Source organism: Rossellomorea sp. LJF3 (assembly GCF_037046045.1).
Lineage (GTDB): Bacteria > Bacillota > Bacilli > Bacillales > Bacillaceae_B > Rossellomorea.
In genome coordinates this window covers 1-17397 of record NZ_JBANLY010000018.1, presented here as the reverse complement: position 1 = coordinate 17397, position 17397 = coordinate 1, and the positions used below count along the sequence as shown (strand labels likewise).

Here is a 17397-nt window from a genome sequence, read left to right as displayed (position 1 = left end):
GGTTCTTATGCTTCCTTTTTATCGAAAAGGGAGCACAGGAACCGTCCCTGCGCTTCCTCCCATGCTTCCTGATGACTATGTTAGAAACTCGAGAACCCGTTTGATCACAAGCTTCGTCGCGTCAGCATCATAAGAGGATATACTGCTGTCGGTGAAGAGGTGCTCCTTGCCCTCATATAGAAAAAGCTCAGCGTGTTTTGCAGACTTCACAAGTTCCCGTGCTGCATCGATATCGCCGTCTTCAACGAAGAAAGGATCTTCATTCATGGCATGAATTTGAACCGGCAAGTCGGCTGGCCATGGAGACTCGAACTCGGAGGTCGGGAGGCATGCATGGAAAAACAGTGCTCCTTTTGCGCCTTCGCGTGTTTGAGCGAGCTGTTGTGCTGCCGGTACCCCCAGTGAAAACCCAGCGTAGACGACATCTTTAGAAAGATCGCCGGCTGCCCGAATGCCACGCGCCGTCACTTCTCCAAACCCGATTTCCTTCACAAATCCTAAGCCTTCCTCGAGTGAGGAAAACGTACGGCCATCAAATAAATCCGGGACATGCACAATATGTCCCGCATCTCTCAGTTGATCAGCGAATGCTTCAATTCCCTTCGTTTTACCCAAAACATGGTGGAACAACAAAACTTCTGCCATCATTTACGCCCCCATTTAAATACGTCTTATGTATAAATTTCGACAAAAATACAGTTTACCCTGCCAACGCTTTAACTTCCTCCTCAAGATCATAGCTTTGAAAGAGTTGTTAAAATTTTCTTGCGTTTTATTAGTGCTATTTGAAATAATTGGAATTGGGAGTTGCGACTTTTAAGAAAGTAATGCTTACTCTTTTACTAAAAATAGGGAGGCGCACATATGACAGGTAAAGAATTAGTTGAGGCGGTAGACTTTAAAAAACTGACGATCGTAGAATTACAAATTAAATTCGAGGAACTAAAAGATAAATACCCAGAAAAGAAGATGATCTTTCTTACCCAATCTGCCACCATCGAGGCTGATTTCCAAATGCAACTAGCAGATAATGTAGAAGAGGAACCTATTCTGGGTCGTGCCCTGCAAGAATACGAGGTTAGTCCAGAAATAGACATTACAGACAAAACAATCGTAAATTCTTCTGCTTGTATTTACTTAACGGATGTGAAGCTAACACCTTTAGCATCACCGAATTCACCTATTTATCTGGAAGAGTTTATTTTGTTTTCAGACCATTTATTAGGGTTAACAACTACGTAAGTTATTCTATTAAATAGGAATAGCTGATGATCAGCTAATTAGGATTGTTTCGAATGGGAAGGAGGCTTTAAAAATGGGCGTTAAGAATTATCTGATTGAAGGCGTTTCGTGCACCGGTAAAACTACCGTCTGCAATGAATTGCAGCGGCGCGGCTATCAAGCCATCCATGGTGACCGGGAATTGGCTTATCAGGGCGATCCGGAAACGTGTGAAAAGACCGATACTGCCTCTCACGAGAACCATATATGGGATGTGGATAAGGTAATAGCGTTGGTCGATAACAAGAATGAGCCAGTAACATTTTTCTGCGGCGGCTCCTGTAACTTCTCGAAATTTATTGATCTATTTGATGGGGTGTTTGTCCTGGAGATTGATATTGAAACATTGAACCGACGACTGGACGAGCGACCCGAAGATGAATTTGGAGGGAAGAAGTCGGAAAGGGAGCTCATAGTTCGTTTGCATGAGACGAAAGAAGACATTCCCAAGAATGGAATGATCATTGACGCGGCTGCACCGGTAGAGCAGGTAGTCGATGCTATCGTTGGACAAAGTGAAGGTAGCTGAGTGACAAAGTTTAAATAGACTTTTTGATCCGTAATGGGTAATCCGTTAATATTTCAGGTTAGGTGGATATTGAATATGGTTTAGGGGGGACTTTATGTTTGTAGTAAATGTAGAAGGTGCTATTCACCGTGATGGAAAGTGGCTATTAATCCATAGAAGTGAAAAGGAGGAACACGCTGGAGGCACACTTTCATTAGTCGGCGGAAAGTGTGAAATTGAAGGAGTTTCATCAGATATTCTAGAAAGAACTTTGATCCGAGAGATTTTTGAGGAAGTAGGTTGCGAGGTTACGGGGCTTAAATATGTAAATAGTTCTTCCTTTGATACTGACTCAGGGATCCATGTAATTGATATCGTTTTTCTGTGTCATCACAAAACTGGAGAACCTTTCGCTAAAAGTACTGAAGAAGTTGATGATGTTATTTGGATGACGACCTTAGAGATTCTTTCCCATCCGGAAATACCTGTATATCTAAAGGAGAATATTAAACTGGCGGATAAAATGCTATAAGATCATTTGTATGTTAATTGTTAGCAATGCATAAGCACGTAGGAGGACTAACATGAAAATCAACAGAATGGATCATATCAGTATCAACGTAAACGACCTTTCAAAGGCTAAAGAGTTCTTTATTGATTTAGGACTTGAGGTCAAAGGCGAATGGGAGATGGATGGAGAACTGCTGGACAAGGTGGTCGGCATGAAAGATGTGAAAACGTCATGCGTAGGAATGGGATTGCCGGACGGAGAGACATGGATAGAACTCGTCAAGTACCGTACACCGTCAGATGAAAACGGTATTCAGCAAACCTTCCCCAACACATTGGGTATCCGGCATATTTGCTTTGCTGTTGATGATCTTGAAACCATGGTTGCCCATTTGAAAAGGAAGGGTACGGAAACCTTTAGTGAAATCCAGCAATATGAAGAACGATATAAACTATGTTACGTACGTGGTCCGGAGGGGATTATTTTAGAGCTGGCGGAAGAAATTAAGTGAAAGTGGCTAAACATGAAATCCAATCTAAATAGTATGAAGCTTACATACGTCAGCTACTCTAAAAAGCCTTTCTATTTGAAAGCGAGGGGCACGCTAGACAATAGAGGAGAATGAAAGGGAAAAGAAAAATTCAACCAACACCAGACATAATAAAAGAATGGATAAAAACCTATGTACCGGACAAAGACCTCTTTTTCCTCCCAGAGAACAACCTTGCCAGTTTTAAAGAATATCTAAATAATGTCCTAGTGGTTCCCCACGAGGAGTTCAAAAACCATTCCACTTATAAACAAGTTCAACTTGCAAACAGCTATGAGTATTGGAATCTATCAAAGGACGTGGCCTATGTACTGGTGACACCTCCAGGCTGGGTGAATGATTTACCAGCTGAGAAGAAAATCGAGCTTTTTCAGATTCAAGTGGAAGTGAACAGGGGATTGATTCATCCGATCTCTGACTTCTCTGTAGACACACCATCCCTCAGTCAAAATATGATAGAGGTTAAGGGAGAGAAGCAGTTAGTCCTTCACAAAGCAATGTGGGAAGACCTCTCATATGCTAATAAAGAAGAACTCATAACAGATATTGCCCAACAATGGGAAGATTGGACTTGCTATGATGTTCCTACCCAAACTGCTCCACACTTAATTAAGTTTGCAAACACCTTCCCATCCACAGCAGGGAGTAATTGTTTATCTGCCACACTCTTCGCCATCAGCAAACAAGAATGGATCATACATGAATGGGTCCATCCTCAAACATTTCTTCAAAGCTTGAAAAATGAGGATTATCACTTGATCTCTTCTGAAGATATGAGAGCAGGTGATGTGCTCACATGGGAGAATTCAGACGGGATCATTCAGCACGCCTCTTACTGCATAGACGGACATTTCTTCTTTAACAAACGGGGACAGACCTTTTTTAATGCTTGGAGTATTGTGCATTTTGATGATCTTACAGAAGATTGGGGTCACTATCATATGAAGAGCTTCCGGAAACATTCATAGGGAGGAGCGTACCATGAATACATTCAAAGAACTGGCATCAAGTTTTTTACTGATCATTAGCTGGTTTCTGTTTGCCATAAGTGCGTATCTCCTTTATTGGACGGTCATAATGCCTGAATATGTCATCATTCCGTTCCTTTTTTTTGTAGCTGCTGGTCTGCTGTGTTTTTTCAGTTCAAGAAAGCTTGATGGTAGAAAGAAAGTTCATAATTAAATTTATATAAATCTTCTTGGATTCCAACGGTTAGGAAGGAAGTGAAGGGGAAAATGGAAGTATTTAAAAAGATCGTCAGTCTCCTTAATCGATTGAAGCAAGTATTTTACTCCTATGATGATGAAGGTTTCTCGACTGCTGAAAAAGAATACATTGATCGTATCAAGAATGCCAATCCCTATGGCATATTTGTCCTGATTTTTGGCGGGATATCCTTCGCATTCGGTCCCCAATATGTCATTTTCCCAATCATCACTTTGACGGTAGCCTTCTTTACAATCTGGACCTTTGATCAAGAAACAGAGGACAACCCGTGGACATTTCTTCTGGGGACCGTTCTATCTCTCACAGGATTGTATATGCATATGGTGGGAGCGGTTCATGTTCTCATTCTTTAAGGGGGGAAGGGTAGATGGAATTCATTAATCGCATTCAAGAAATTGTATCCATGGGACTTGCATTTGTTGTTTATCTTGCTATACCGGCGTTTATTATCATTAGATCCATCCGAAAAAAGAAACTGCCCAACAATCAATACACTCCCCTGGACGATATCCTGGACGGGAAAGTGAGAGATCCTGAGGAAGAGAATGAAGGCGCAAAGAATGGACTAAGAAATGAATGATATGGAATTTTATAGAAAATTAGAGGAGAAGGGAATACAGAAAGCGAACTACTTGATAGACCAGTATAAGGGAGAGAAGGATTTGAGTAAATCATTCATTGAACAAGTACATTATATTAGAATTCCAGTCAAGAATGTCGAACAGTCAGCACATTGGTACAGAGATATGTTGGGTCTAGAGCTATTAAACGTTAACGAGGAACTGGCCGCCATCAAGGTAAATGAAGGACCTTTCTTACTGATCCTCATTCCGACGGAGGATGAAACCTTTGCCCATTTTACGGTGAACCAGGAACAGGAATTCAGCATTGGTTTTACAAGCCCGAGGCTGGGTGAATTTCATCAACACTTAACGGATCATGGGGTGAAGGTCGATGAGATAAAAGAGGATAGTGGTCATGCCTTTTTCCATTTTTACGATCCAGATGGCAATAAGCTGCAAGCCCACTGGTAAGATCAAGCCGATTTCCGAACGTAGCGGAAATCGGCTTTTTTTAATGGAATTTCAAAAATATGGTTGACTATTCAGTTGAACTGTATTAAATTATTAGTAAGCTTAACTATATAGTTGAACTGAATAAAAGGGTGAGAACATGAAACATAAATTATTGCCATTATCAGAAACGATGCATTACATTTTATTAGCTCTCCGTGAGCCACTGCACGGTTATGCCGCCATGCAGAAAATCGAAGAAATGAGTAATGGGACCGTTGTGTTAGCGGCCGGTACATTATACGGTGCGATTGAGAACCTGAATAAACACGGTTGGATCGAACCTGTTGGACATTCAGGCAGGAGAAAGATTTACAGTATCACTTCAGAAGGAAGCGCCATTTTGAAAATGGAGCAAGAAAGGCTTGTGCATATTTTATCCTTGTATGAAGGAAGTGAAGCGAATGAAGAAGTTTAAATGGTTCATCAGTATTGAAAAAGAAGAACGTTGGCTGAATGAACAATTGCAAAAAGGCTATCGGTGCACGAACATCAGTGGACTGGGAGTATACACCTTTGAAAAAACCGATAAGAGCTATGTGATGCGCCTGGACTATCAGGATTATCTATCCAAGAAAAAGTTGGAGGAATACAGAGGGATCTATGAAGATTTCGGTTGGAGCTACCTGAAGGGGTACTGGCTGAGTGGAATACGGTATTGGCAGAAAGAAAGCGATGACCAGGATGAAATCTTTTCTGACCGGGAGTCCAGGAGACATTATTATAAACGGATCATGGGCTATTCTTTTTGGTTTGGCATGATATTTCTCATCTATTCTTTTGGCTACTACAGGGATCCGGAAATATATCATGAAGGTCTTTGGAATATGGAAAATGATTTGTTTTGGAAAGCGTTTCTCTTTGAAACGCCATTCGCCCTGTTGAAACTGTTTCCTGCTTTTATGGTGGTTTTATTGGCAGGGAGTTATTATAAGGCTTATCGGAAGTATACGATGTTGAAAGAGCAATAGATGGAGAAGGGCTTGTCCGGGGAGGATAAGTCCTTTTTATTGAAGTTTTCCTTGAGTAAGTTTCTCGATTTTGAAATAATTGGTAGTAAGTTACATGATGTCAGCATTTCTTCTCCGTTAGTGAAACCTCCACATGAATCAACTAGACCTGAGGTGCAATTAATGGGTGAAAAGGGTGAAATATTTACGCGGATTGTCCATTCTGCTCAAGTAACTTACAATGGAAAATCAAAAAGAAGTAAAGATAAATGGAAATGAAAGTTTTTTATGCTGTAAATGATGTCACAGGTCCATCTGTACATTGAATAGATGACGATTAACATTACATTATTGAATATCAAACGATTGGACTAGAAACATAAGTGAACAAAGAATCAATAATGGTAATAGCAAAATCATTTAAATAGATAATTGATTAGAAGTTTGTGAAATGGTCCTGGCTAACAAAGTAATGAGCGAGAAAAATTAAACATTGACAAGAGGGATGACTTGAAGAAGGTAGTGTGTGTTTTAATTATTCTTTTATTATTCGGTTGTAGCAATGACATGGGGGACAAAGAACGGATAACGATCCTCGAAAATGAAACGTATGTAGTTTATTCTGAAAGTCAAAATGTATTAGCACCTAGAGTATGCTTAGAAAATCAACAAGAAGAACAATCAAATGAACCGTTTTTAGTGACGTTCGAAGTAACCGGTGGGTTAAAACCTATAGTTGAAAAGGAGACTAACTTTTCAATTGATAGTCGAGATCTGCTTAGTGGGAGTGAAGGAGATATTTCAAGTCTACCACCCGAGGGGGAATCCCTTTGCACAGGAATTACTTTACCACTGACTAAAGAAGTTGCTAAAGACAAATTAGAAGATATGATAACTCAAGGGGATCTAAATGTATCCGTTACTGAATTAGATGGTGAAGTGATATCATCTTCCATCATAAAAGTGTTTGTGATCGGGATGCCCGATGGTTCGATAGTTGAACCTTAAGTGTTTGGGAGGAACCACGCTTTGCCAAGCATTTCTTCTAAAAAGAATTAATCGAATGTAGACTTATGTAAGAGGACTCGATATTGACGGGTCTTTTTTTAAATTGTGGGTTGGCAAAATCTGAATGATCGTCAAGAAGCCTAGAAATTATTATACGGGTCAATTTCTTATTGTGGAAAACCAATTCCCCATTGATCCCATTTATAAAAAAAATATTAAAAGATGCCATTTCTAAAACTTTTTCCATATTCTCTCCGAATATATAGATAGAAGGCAGTGAGATTATGAACATAGAAGAACGGTGGATTAAGAGAATAAAAAAGAGTGGAAGTCATGAAGCAGCTAATGAATTAATTTCAAGGTATTACCGGGAAATGTATTCATTCGTCTATAAGCAGACAATCGACTCGGAACTTTCCTATGATCTGACACAGGAAATCTTTATCAGTGCCCTTAAATCAATTGGGAATTTTGATCCCAAGAAGGCTTCATTCCGAACCTGGCTTTATAAGGTTGCTTCAAACCGTGTGGTGGATTACTTTCGTTCCCGACACTATCAATATAGGAAACTGACTGAACCGTTGGAAGAGAGTGACCTTGAAGAAAAAGAGGAGTTGATCTTTCGGCTTGAGTATAAAGAGGAAGTCGAACAGATTGCTGAGGCCGTCAGCAAGCTAGATACGGTCATCCAACAGATTGTCCGATTGAAGCTATTTGGGGAGTATACGCTGAAGGAAATTGAGGGTTTATTGGGAATCCCCCTTTCCACTGTGAAGACGAGGTACTATGCGGGAATCAAATTGATAAAAAAAGAAATGAAGGTGAATCAACATGACTAAAGAAAAATTCCATATTCCAATGCCTGAAGAAAAGATAGTGGAAAGGGAAATTCACACTATCATTCGTTTGGGGATGAAGCCAAAACAGTCTTTCGCTGCATTTATATGGAAGATGCAGAAGGAGCTCGGCTTACGGTATCTGTTTGCAAATCAAAGGGACGGAATTATCATGACCTTCTCCTTCATGACGGCACTCATGTTTCTTATGTCTACTATGACGGAAGGATCCAGTGCTGGGGAGAGGATATATGGAGCTATCTTCTTGGTTTCACCCCTGCTCTTTATGGCACTATCTGTGTATGACTTGATTGGAAAAAGACAGAATGCAGTATTTGAAGTAGAAATGACAACAAAGTATAACCTTTATCAAGTTTCTGCGTTTCGAATGTTACATTTCAGCATTCTTTCTATTCTGGTGAACACATTTATGATTGCTTGCCTTGTATGGAGCGGTCACTCTTTTGAAATCCTAAGGGCCTTAATGATCTCCACAACATCATTATTTTTGTTTTCGACTGTTCATCTGATGGTCTTTACGAAGGGCGGTTCCGGTTTAGCCGCACTTAAGGTAGGCGTGGGATGGGGCATCTTTAATTTCATCCCTTTAGTTGTGGACCGGATGGCATATATGAAATTTCTAAAGACTGCTCCAGCAATAGTTTATGGACTTGTAATGGCAGTAAGCATTGTTTGCTATTTATATTACTTAAGTAAGTTGGTCCGGATGAGAACCGCAGAAGGAGTGTTGTGACGTGTTAGTCGTGAAAGATGTGGAGAAACGATACGGTGATTATACAGCATTGAATGAGATTAATCTTGAATTCGAAAGAGGCATTTACGGTCTCCTTGCTCCAAATGGTGCCGGGAAGACATCTCTGATTAAAATGCTCGTCACCCTCATTTACCCGACAAGAGGTGAAATTCTTTATAATGGGACAAATATTGTTGAGCTTGACGAAGATTATAGAAACATCCTAGGATATTTACCGCAACATTTTGGGTTTTACAAGCATTACACACCAAGGAAATACCTAATGTATCTTGCTGCATTGAAAGGGATCGAGAAGAAACTAGCTGCAGCCACGATTGAGAAGTTATTGGAAAGTGTAGCTCTTACAGATGTTTCCAATAAGAAAATGAGGAAATTCTCTGGAGGAATGATTCAGCGTGTAGGTATCGCTCAGGCGCTCCTAAATGATCCGAAGATTTTGATTCTAGACGAACCAACAGCGGGATTAGATCCGAAAGAACGGGCGCGCTTCCGACGGATTTTGACCAGTCTATCCCAGGACCGTTTGATTATCATATCCACTCATATAGTATCAGACATCGAGTCAATAGCGAATCAAGTGATTATGATTAAGAATCAGAAGATTCTATTTAACGAATCTGCACAGTCCATATGTAAAACCCTGAGGGGAGAAATTTATGAAACGAAGATCTCAAATGGTGATCTGGAAGTATTTAGAGAGAAGTATGCGATTCTCGGTGAGAAGCAGGAAAATGGAAAAATGAGAGTGCGCTTTGTTCATAAAGGGGAAAGTGATGAGGGTTGGATAAACGTAACACCCACTCTTGAGGATGTCTTCTTATTTGAATACCGGGATCGATTGCATGCTGAAGGATAGTGCACATGAGAATAATCATCCTGGAATTCAAGAAGGCGTTCACCTCTCCTATCATCCTTGGCTTACTACTCTTATTTCTCGCTTGGAATGTTTTTTATATCATTGACGCCAATGAATTACCAGAAGAACTCGCTGTAGTGAATAAAATTGTAAATACGTATGGTGCTGACATAACGCAGGATTCACTTAAAGATCTAAATCAGGAAGTTAAAAAGGATTTAGAAGGATTAAATGCTATTACACAAAAAATGTCAGGTGTGAGTTATGAGCATGCTGGCGATTTGTTTGCTGACCTGAATAACGGAGAACAACCTTTTTATACCGATGAGGAACTTCAGTCCTTCTACACTATTTATCTTAAAGAATTGTATCTAAATCGTGCACAGTCCATGGACCAGTCCTATGCTAAATTCAATATTAAAATAATGGGTGAAAAACAAATTAACGGATTTCAGCTTTCTGGTGATGCGGCCAACATGGTGAGGAACGGGTTTAAGGCATTTGAAAGCAGATTCAAAGAATTAAAGAAAAATGGAGAATACAACGAGTGGTTTTTTGAAGGGCAACAATTTGCGATGCACGGCCTGCTATTCAAAAAGGTGTTCATGCATATTATTATCGAATCAATGATTATAGTGGTCCTTTCGACAGCGCTGATTACCAATTTCGAATTTGAGAATGGTACGGGACTTGTCACTTTTACCACGAGAAGAGGCAGGAGGTTGATGATTGATAAGCTAAAGGCTTCCTTGATGGCATCTTCTCTCATTACATTATTGATATTGTCCGTGACACTAGGTGCTTATTTCATCATATTTGATTATTCTCGTCTATGGTACAGTTCGATTAACAGTGGCTTTAATTGGGAGACTCAGTTTCCATATGTTTCATGGTGGGATTTCTCTTTTTTAACCTATTTGATTCTGGCAGTCGTCGTTTCTTATATGTGCATGCTATTGTTCACTGTTCTTATCTTCAATCTTTCCATTATGTTGAAGAACAGTTATTTCACCATGATCGCTTTCTCAGTCTTTTTCATCTCGATGATTATACTGCAAGGTCTCGTCCCAGGTTCTTCCGTCTTTAAAATCCTGGCGGGGTTCAACTTGTCGGTACTCGTACTCAACCCTCATCAATGGTGGATGGCGACAGGAGGATTGACAATGTTCAAATACTATGAAGTGCAAACGCTCACCGCATGGACAGTTTTCCTCGCTGTTTCCTGCTGCGGTTCTATGAAAAAAATCATGAAAGAAGAGATTACTTAAGGAGAAATGTTATGAACATTGTATGGCTGGAAATGAAAAAAATCTTCAATTGGAAAATCCTTCTTATACTCGTTTTTGTTAATGTGTCCCTATACTATATGTTAGTTCAATTTGATATTGAGCACTTTCCAAATGGACGACCTGCCCTGGATTCCTACAGGGTCGGAGTAGAAATGGTCGAAAAGTATGGACCCGACATGAATGCTCCGAAAAAAACGATTTCCAGGAACGATACGAACAGGAAGTTCAAAAAGCCGATAAGTTCATCAAGGGCAGGGAGGATTTCAAGGATGCTGGAATACAATCGTACACGGAGTTTAAAAGTCATAATGGAACCCTTTTTGAGAGAGTTTACTTTGAAGAAGGGATAAATTTGTTTTGGGAGCTTCAGGCGAGGGAAACTTTACTAGATTTCCATCGTAATCAGGACACGATCATGACAAATCAAATTAATAGAGCAGAAAGATTTCAGAAAAAACAGTTAAAAGAATTAAAAGAAGCAGGGCAGGTTGATATGTACCCCGAGGTATCTTTAAGAAACATGGAAGAAATCTTCAGGAACATCGCCATTGTCGTTTTGATCAGTGTGTTACTGATTGTGTCGCCAATGTTTCTTAGCGACAGAAGCAAGCAGATGACTGAATTACAGTACACGTCTAGGACAGGCAGGCACTTATTTCGGAAGAAGTTCGCAGCGGGCATGTTTTCCTCCTTCATTGTGATGACTGTTTTACTTGCTGTCTATTTAAGCTTTTATTCTTTAAACGATCCTTCAGCCTTTTTTGAAGTTCCAATTAATTCATTTATAGCTGCTCATTACTGGTATCACCTGACATTCTTCCAATACATTGTCCTTTCCATTGTTGCTATTTATGTATTGGGCTTTATTCTCACAATCATTTCCATGGGGATATCAACTCTTGTTCCAAGCTTCATCAGTCTGATTGGAATACAGGTTATTGTCGTACTAACACTTCTCATATTTGGATTAAAGTATATGCTTTCGTTAATGGTGAGCATGGGGGTTCCGATATGGTTGGTGCCGGTCCTTTATGGAATCTTGATTATGGGGGTTATATTGATTACCTGGAGGTTATGGATGAGGGAAAGGAAACTGGATATTGTATTGTAGATGGGTATTTCGCTGAATAAAGTAAAACAAGGTAATGGTTTCTTCAATAGAGAAGAAACCACCTGTAATATTTGAGATAGCAGGCTAACTCGGAAATAAGAGTTGGACCTGCTATTTCTCATTTTGGTGAACCACTCTTGTAGCATTCTAGTTAAATAACAACTCTGTCCACTATGAGAAACGTCTTCAGAAGTTTCTTTAAATCTGAAAATCCTGGACTGTGTCCTGTTATTAGCATAATTATGGTAATATTGAAAATAATGGGTATGGTATATGCACATCTGATGGAATTAAGGATCGATACACCAACAGGTCATGAAGCATTTTTGGAAGCTTTAGAGCAATGCGGATTTGTAAACGTGAGTAATCCACCCATCATGATATTAAACTCCACTAAGATGCCGCAGAGAAATGATAAATTATTGGGAATTGCTGCTCAAGTATTTGGGTAAGAAGCATGGAGATCAATGAATATCTCAGAGCAAACACTTCTTTAGGAGGACAAATAAGTATGTCAGATAAAAAGTATCATAGAGCTTTCGGTGTATATGGCATCTATATAGAAAATGGCAAACTCTTAGTAATACATAAAGGTGGGGGCCCATATATTAATCGGTTTGACTTACCTGGCGGAAGCTTGGAAGAAGGTGAAAGTTTAACAGAAGCGATGAGGAGAGAGTTTCTAGAAGAAACAGGTATAGAGATTGAAATCGAGGAACAAATCGGGGTTAGTGATTTCAAATTCCCCTCTGTTTGGAGAGATTTTACTAATGTCCACCATATTGCCGTCTATTATTCTGTGAAAAAGACCGGTGGGGAAATAAGTATACCGGAACAGTTTGAAGGGCAAGACTCATTGGGAGCTGTGTGGGTATCCGAACATGAGGTAACTCCGGATAACGCATCCCCTTTGGTGATGAAAGCTTTTGAGTGGTTAAAAACCAATGAGCTGGGGCTGAACGCAGAGGATTATGAAGAGTGGGAAGTTTTGAAATGAGGGGTTTTCATAATAAAAATACTGAAGTACTGTGAGAATTTTTAAATGAAAGACAAATCAAGAGCTGAATTGTCTTTCGGTATAGGGGGCATCAAGCCAATGAAGGTTGAAGCCGTTTTCGTTGACCGTGATGGAACGCTTGGTGGTACGGGACACTTTATTCATCCGAAAGATTTCTCCCCATATTCGTTCAGCCGAGATGCCTTACAAATGTTAAAGGATCATTCTATTAAGACCTTTGCCTGTACGAATCAACATAGGATTAGCAAGGGTGAAGCCACTCTCGATGATTTTTATAAAGAATTCCAATCTTATGGATTCGATGATGCCTTTATTTGCCCTCATGGTTCTGATGGTGACTGCCATTGTCATAAGCCAAAACCGGGAATGCTTTTAGAAGCATCACGAAAATATAAGCTGGATTTAACTAAAACTGTATTTATTGGTGACGTTGGTTCTACAGATATGTTGGCAGCTCATACTGTTGGAGCTATGAAGGTTTTAGTGCTTACGGGATGGGGACAGGGTTCTTTAAATCAATACAGGGATAGCTGGGCAGAAGTTGAACCGGATTATGTAGCTGAAAATCTTTTAGATGCTGTTAAATGGGTCATAAGTAAAAATGAAGAATAGTATATTAATGCACATTAGGGGGATGATCTAATGGATCCCTTTTTCACCATTCAGCGAGCAAACAGGAGGTGTTCATAACTTGAACTTCAAAATAATCTTTTTTTACCTCTTATCGTTTATTGGATTCTACGTTGGCTTTATCCTGCTTGCTTCCCTTGCAGAAAACTATGACATCTCATACTTGTACGTTGTAAACGTAAAAGAGGGAGGCGTAGATGTTTTTCCAACAATAAATCCTTTCATTTTAATGTTCCTATATGTATTGGGCTCTCATACATTGATTTCTAGGATGAAAAAGAAAGCTTGAAAATCGTGATATCCTAATCGTTGACGGAAGGGGAAAGATACTATGAATTCCGCCAAGCAAGATAAAAATCATCGGCTTCGAATTGCGCAGAGTTTATATAGAAAAAAGAAGCATAGAAATATAAAATATAAAGAAAGTAAATTGTGGTCAGCTGTTCTTTTTATTTCTGTCTTAATAGCACTCTGTGTTCTCATTATTACTGAGTTGTACTATATTGATAATGGTGTATCATTGCCTGTTTTTTTACGGAATATGGCAGAAGCGTTTAACCTTATTTTCTGAAAGTATCATGAAACCATAACAAGATTAATATCCTTTACCCCATTTCCACTACTAGGTGTTTACCAGGAAATTAATGAAATAGAAAAAACGAGAATGTCACTCAACCAAAGGTCCATAACAGCATTAATAAGATAAGAAACCGAGTCTGAAATTATATGTGACTCGGATTTTTGTTTGAATTTTTAGTTAGTTGTAAGTGAATAAAAAAAGTATTTGAAATGGTGGCTGATACCTGGGGATGTTTCTTCCATTAAAGGGCCATTTAATGGAATAAGGGTTGAGAAGAAGAAGAGATATAAACTAATACTCTTGTCTTTTTAGTGATGTTCTTTTCTATGCATTGAGATACAATAAATGTAAGAAGGTTGAATAGCGAAGATACTAAAAAGCAGAAGCAGAAACTCAAAATGGTTTCTGTTTATTTTATTTGAGTAATACTTTTAAATTCTTGATATATATTAAATCTTTAATTCCTGAAACTTTTCTGGAGGATAGATACCACTAATTAGTAAAGGGGGGGCAAAAGAAGGTGGAAAAAGAAAGTTCACGACAAGTTAAAAAAGCAATTAAAGGTAGTAAGAGAGCCTTTGAAAAGTTAGTTCAACAACATTATGAAAGAATCTATAGGACAGCCTATCTTTATGTACATAATGAAGAAGATGCATTGGATGTTGTACAAGAAGCGACCTTTCAAGCTTATAAATCTATCCATTCATTAAAGCATCCTGAGTATTTTATGACCTGGCTTACTAGGATTGTCATCCGATGTACTGGTCAGTTATTAAAGAAAAGAAACAATGTCATTCCAATGAGCGATGAATATTTGTCAAACCTGCCTGATGACTCCATCCCAGACATTGAAGAATCTTCACAGCTTTTGCATGCTATTCAACAACTTAGGCTGAACTACCGTACTGCTATTATTCTATTTTATTATTATGATTATTCAATCAAAATGATTAGTAAAGAAATGGAGGTCCCAGAGAACACTGTCAAAACATATCTAAGCAGAGGAAAAGCCGAGTTGAAGAAGTTTATTAAGGGTGAGGAGGACACGTGCCATGGATAATAAGGAAATTCTTGATTCTATTGAAAAAATACCAGTGCCTAAGGAGAAAGTATTGGTTGCCATTTCCAAAGGGATAAACAGGGATATGAAAAAGACTAATCGACAGCGAAAAAGGGTGATTGCAGGAGTGGCAGCTACTGTTGCAATACTGGGAATCACCTTTGCCTCGGGGTTTCTTAATCCTACAGTCAATAATGTGCTGGCAAATGCCCCTATAATCGGTGGTATCTTTCAAGAATTTAACGATCAAACAGGTGTTGATCTAGCTTATACAAATGCCGTCACTGAACTAAATCAGGCAGTTACACAACAAGGAGTAACCGTCAAATTGACTAGTGCCTACTTTGATGGCAGTGTGGTATCCATTACCGGGTTTGTGGACGATGGAGTTGAAAATGGGAAAAACGAAAAAGGGGAAGTCAGTTTCGATGTTAACTTTGAACATAATACAGGCGATAACGACCCTTGGTTAAACGGGAAGTCAACGGACATAAGAAAAGTTAAAAACGGATATAATTTCCAATGGAAGATGAACTACCCATACAAATCTTTCAAGGAGGACTTCACTCTACCTATAACCATTCATAATATCAATGGTATAAATGGTGAATGGAATTTTAATATCCCTATTCAACAAGAACAAAATAGTACACTTGCCCTGAATCATGAGCAGGGATACCCTGATGATGAAATCAAAATCCGGCTTGAAGAAATTCTCACAGCAAAAGCCTCTTCATCACTTGTATATGAGACTGTGGAAAAATACAAGCGTGATGATACCATTTTATCAAAAGTAGTTGATGATAAAGGAAACGTGTATACATTAGGTGATCAAACGGTTCTCAAGGAATCTGAACAAGAAGATGGTTATCATAGTACCATTCGGACCAAGATGACCAAGCTTAATGCCAATGCTTCTTCACTCACATTTTATCCTCAACTTTCAATAGCCGTTCCGAAAGCAGAGCAGCTATTGGATAAAAAGTCATTTACTTTACAAAGCGAGCGCATAAATGTAGACCTGCAAGTAAATGATGTCACACAAAACGGTGAGAAGCTAGTGGTTGATTATCAGTTTACAGGGCTTCCTGAAAACTTAAGTCAAAATAGGCTGGATACGATTAGTCATAACTTGGAGTATGCTTTTTGGTTAGTGGATGAAAAATACAGGTTGAAAATTGACCCGGAAAACCCGTATCCTCCTAAAAACCACGGTATTCCATTTAACTCAGTAAACGTGATTGATGAAGCCACAGCGCACTACCAATCAACGTTTGACCTAAACGGAGATGAAAAAATAAAGAACTTTAAGCTCGAAAATACTATCCTATTATTTGACTTCTCAACCTTTGTTTCTTCTGAGAAGTTAGAACCATTTACAGTTAATCTGCAGAATGGGGAAGAGTAAATACTGACATTAGCTCATACTTGGGAATGGATAGTTGGTGAGAGGGATTCTAAAAGTCCATTGATAATAGGTGCAAAGAGCTTATCCAATAAAGGGTAAGCTCTTTTGCTTTTTGAAATTAGACTTGTTTGTGTTTCTTTATTTTGAAATAATTGGTATTAAGTTAAGGGCAGGTTCATTTAATTTATACAGTTTCCGTCTCATCTAAAACTGTTCAAAATGGTTGTCTTTATTATTTTTCACAGACAACAGAGGGGAGGGATTATAGTGAAGAATAAGAAAAGGTTCCAAAAGATAAATTGGACTGTATTTGGAATCTTAGCATTAAGTGGCGTACTTCTCGTATTGTCAACATGGCGGTCTTTGAAAAACGTAGACGCAGTAATAGGGGAAGAATCCTATAGAGACTTTAGATGGGATTCTGCAAGCTCTACACTGTTAATGGTATTACTTTTTTTAACCACCTTACTTTCTATTGGTTGGAAACGAGTCTTTCCATTTAATGGACCATTAGCTATCATACTTCTTGGTTTTTATTTTGAACTTTTTTTCCTTATTTTCACTAGAGGTTGGGTTGGATTTATGGGGGATTTTGGTTTAGCGATAGCTGTAATGATCGCTTTAGTTATGATGGTTTCTTATGTGATTTACTTAAAGTTTTAAAATTAACCTTAGAATAGTTTTTTTTAGTAGCTATAACTGAGGTGGGAGATATTGTCCTTTTCA

Annotated in this window: 28 protein-coding genes; 26 read left to right on the top strand and 2 right to left on the bottom strand. The window is 38.9% G+C overall.

All coding sequences use genetic code 11. From position 1 onward, the window contains the following. Nucleotides 1-75 precede the first annotated feature (75 nt). Complete coding sequence (locus V8G47_RS15790; RefSeq protein ID WP_336200959.1) at nt 76-645, bottom strand: dienelactone hydrolase family protein; 570 nt, start codon at nt 643-645, stop codon at nt 76-78. A gap of 219 nt (nt 646-864) precedes the next feature. On the opposite strand from V8G47_RS15790, the gene V8G47_RS15785 reads away from it, so the two are divergent. The 17 genes from V8G47_RS15785 to V8G47_RS15705 all read left to right on the top strand — a co-directional run bounded on the left by V8G47_RS15785 (nt 865) and on the right by V8G47_RS15705 (nt 10843). Beyond that, a complete protein-coding gene (locus tag V8G47_RS15785) occupies nt 865-1242 on the top strand; it encodes a hypothetical protein (RefSeq protein ID WP_034756646.1) in 378 nt (125 codons plus the stop codon). A gap of 73 nt (nt 1243-1315) precedes the next feature. Then, complete coding sequence (locus V8G47_RS15780) at nt 1316-1810, top strand: AAA family ATPase (RefSeq protein ID WP_336200958.1); 495 nt, start codon at nt 1316-1318, stop codon at nt 1808-1810. A 94-nt stretch (nt 1811-1904) separates the two neighbouring features. After that, nucleotides 1905-2321: an NUDIX hydrolase gene (locus V8G47_RS15775; protein ID WP_336200957.1), complete on the top strand. Its 417-nt coding sequence runs from the start codon at nt 1905-1907 to the stop codon at nt 2319-2321. 52 nt (nt 2322-2373) lie between these two features. Next, nucleotides 2374-2811, top strand: a complete 438-nt coding sequence (locus V8G47_RS15770; protein ID WP_336200956.1) for a VOC family protein — start codon at nt 2374-2376, stop codon at nt 2809-2811. Between the two features lie 110 nt (nt 2812-2921). Beyond that, nucleotides 2922-3818, top strand: coding sequence for a hypothetical protein (locus V8G47_RS15765; protein WP_336200955.1), 897 nt, complete (start codon nt 2922-2924; stop codon nt 3816-3818). Between the two features lie 13 nt (nt 3819-3831). Next, nucleotides 3832-4032, top strand: coding sequence for a hypothetical protein (locus tag V8G47_RS15760; RefSeq protein ID WP_336200954.1), 201 nt, complete (start codon nt 3832-3834; stop codon nt 4030-4032). 53 nt (nt 4033-4085) lie between these two features. Then, the gene (locus V8G47_RS15755; RefSeq protein WP_336200953.1) at nt 4086-4430 is read left to right on the top strand and encodes a cell division protein FtsK; all 345 of its coding nucleotides are present in this window, start codon (nt 4086-4088) and stop codon (nt 4428-4430) included. Between the two features lie 14 nt (nt 4431-4444). Further along, entirely contained in the window at nt 4445-4657 is a 213-nt protein-coding gene (locus V8G47_RS15750) for a hypothetical protein (protein ID WP_336200952.1), read from the top strand. A gap of 82 nt (nt 4658-4739) precedes the next feature. Beyond that, nucleotides 4740-5111 (top strand): VOC family protein, encoded by a 372-nt coding sequence (locus tag V8G47_RS15745; protein ID WP_336201007.1) that lies wholly within the window; start codon nt 4740-4742, stop codon nt 5109-5111. Between the two features lie 139 nt (nt 5112-5250). After that, nucleotides 5251-5568: a PadR family transcriptional regulator gene (locus tag V8G47_RS15740; protein WP_254652019.1), complete on the top strand. Its 318-nt coding sequence runs from the start codon at nt 5251-5253 to the stop codon at nt 5566-5568. Then, nucleotides 5555-6121: a DUF2812 domain-containing protein gene (locus tag V8G47_RS15735; RefSeq protein WP_336200951.1), complete on the top strand. Its 567-nt coding sequence runs from the start codon at nt 5555-5557 to the stop codon at nt 6119-6121. The genes V8G47_RS15740 and V8G47_RS15735 overlap by 14 nt, the downstream gene beginning before the upstream one ends. Further along, nucleotides 6122-6379: a hypothetical protein gene (locus tag V8G47_RS15730; protein WP_336200950.1), complete on the top strand. Its 258-nt coding sequence runs from the start codon at nt 6122-6124 to the stop codon at nt 6377-6379. A 231-nt stretch (nt 6380-6610) separates the two neighbouring features. After that, nucleotides 6611-7108: a hypothetical protein gene (locus tag V8G47_RS15725; protein ID WP_336200949.1), complete on the top strand. Its 498-nt coding sequence runs from the start codon at nt 6611-6613 to the stop codon at nt 7106-7108. A gap of 284 nt (nt 7109-7392) precedes the next feature. Further along, nucleotides 7393-7947 carry an RNA polymerase sigma factor gene (locus V8G47_RS15720; protein ID WP_336200948.1) on the top strand — a complete coding sequence of 185 codons (555 nt, stop codon included), beginning with the start codon at nt 7393-7395 and terminating at the stop codon, nt 7945-7947. Further along, entirely contained in the window at nt 7940-8698 is a 759-nt protein-coding gene (locus V8G47_RS15715) for a hypothetical protein (RefSeq protein ID WP_336200947.1), read from the top strand. Before V8G47_RS15720 ends, V8G47_RS15715 begins: the two co-directional genes overlap by 8 nt. A 1-nt stretch (nt 8699) precedes the next feature. Next, nucleotides 8700-9575: an ABC transporter ATP-binding protein gene (locus V8G47_RS15710; RefSeq protein WP_336200946.1), complete on the top strand. Its 876-nt coding sequence runs from the start codon at nt 8700-8702 to the stop codon at nt 9573-9575. A gap of 5 nt (nt 9576-9580) precedes the next feature. Continuing rightward, nucleotides 9581-10843, top strand: a complete 1263-nt coding sequence (locus V8G47_RS15705; protein WP_336200945.1) for a hypothetical protein — start codon at nt 9581-9583, stop codon at nt 10841-10843. Nucleotides 10844-10997: 154 nt separating this feature from the next. Here the strand turns inward: V8G47_RS15705 and V8G47_RS15700 are convergent, their stop codons facing one another. Then, entirely contained in the window at nt 10998-11171 is a 174-nt protein-coding gene (locus V8G47_RS15700) for a hypothetical protein (RefSeq protein ID WP_336200944.1), read from the bottom strand. 45 nt (nt 11172-11216) lie between these two features. Between V8G47_RS15700 and V8G47_RS15695 the strand changes: the two genes are divergently transcribed. From V8G47_RS15695 to V8G47_RS15655, 9 genes are all read left to right on the top strand, one after another. Further along, nucleotides 11217-11975 (top strand): hypothetical protein, encoded by a 759-nt coding sequence (locus tag V8G47_RS15695; RefSeq protein WP_336200943.1) that lies wholly within the window; start codon nt 11217-11219, stop codon nt 11973-11975. Between the two features lie 242 nt (nt 11976-12217). Beyond that, complete coding sequence (locus V8G47_RS15690) at nt 12218-12427, top strand: hypothetical protein (RefSeq protein WP_336200942.1); 210 nt, start codon at nt 12218-12220, stop codon at nt 12425-12427. Between the two features lie 59 nt (nt 12428-12486). Continuing rightward, nucleotides 12487-12972, top strand: a complete 486-nt coding sequence (locus V8G47_RS15685) for an NUDIX hydrolase (RefSeq protein ID WP_336201006.1) — start codon at nt 12487-12489, stop codon at nt 12970-12972. Between the two features lie 45 nt (nt 12973-13017). Next, the gene (locus V8G47_RS15680; protein WP_336200941.1) at nt 13018-13605 is read left to right on the top strand and encodes an HAD-IIIA family hydrolase; all 588 of its coding nucleotides are present in this window, start codon (nt 13018-13020) and stop codon (nt 13603-13605) included. Nucleotides 13606-13684: 79 nt separating this feature from the next. Beyond that, a complete protein-coding gene (locus V8G47_RS15675) occupies nt 13685-13912 on the top strand; it encodes a hypothetical protein (protein WP_336200940.1) in 228 nt (75 codons plus the stop codon). 42 nt (nt 13913-13954) lie between these two features. Continuing rightward, complete coding sequence (locus tag V8G47_RS15670; RefSeq protein ID WP_336200939.1) at nt 13955-14194, top strand: hypothetical protein; 240 nt, start codon at nt 13955-13957, stop codon at nt 14192-14194. Between the two features lie 529 nt (nt 14195-14723). Further along, a complete protein-coding gene (locus V8G47_RS15665) occupies nt 14724-15263 on the top strand; it encodes a sigma-70 family RNA polymerase sigma factor (protein WP_336200938.1) in 540 nt (179 codons plus the stop codon). Then, complete coding sequence (locus V8G47_RS15660) at nt 15256-16671, top strand: DUF4179 domain-containing protein (protein WP_336200937.1); 1416 nt, start codon at nt 15256-15258, stop codon at nt 16669-16671. Before V8G47_RS15665 ends, V8G47_RS15660 begins: the two co-directional genes overlap by 8 nt. A gap of 267 nt (nt 16672-16938) precedes the next feature. After that, nucleotides 16939-17334: an RND transporter gene (locus V8G47_RS15655; protein WP_336200936.1), complete on the top strand. Its 396-nt coding sequence runs from the start codon at nt 16939-16941 to the stop codon at nt 17332-17334. Nucleotides 17335-17397: the final 63 nt, after the last annotated feature.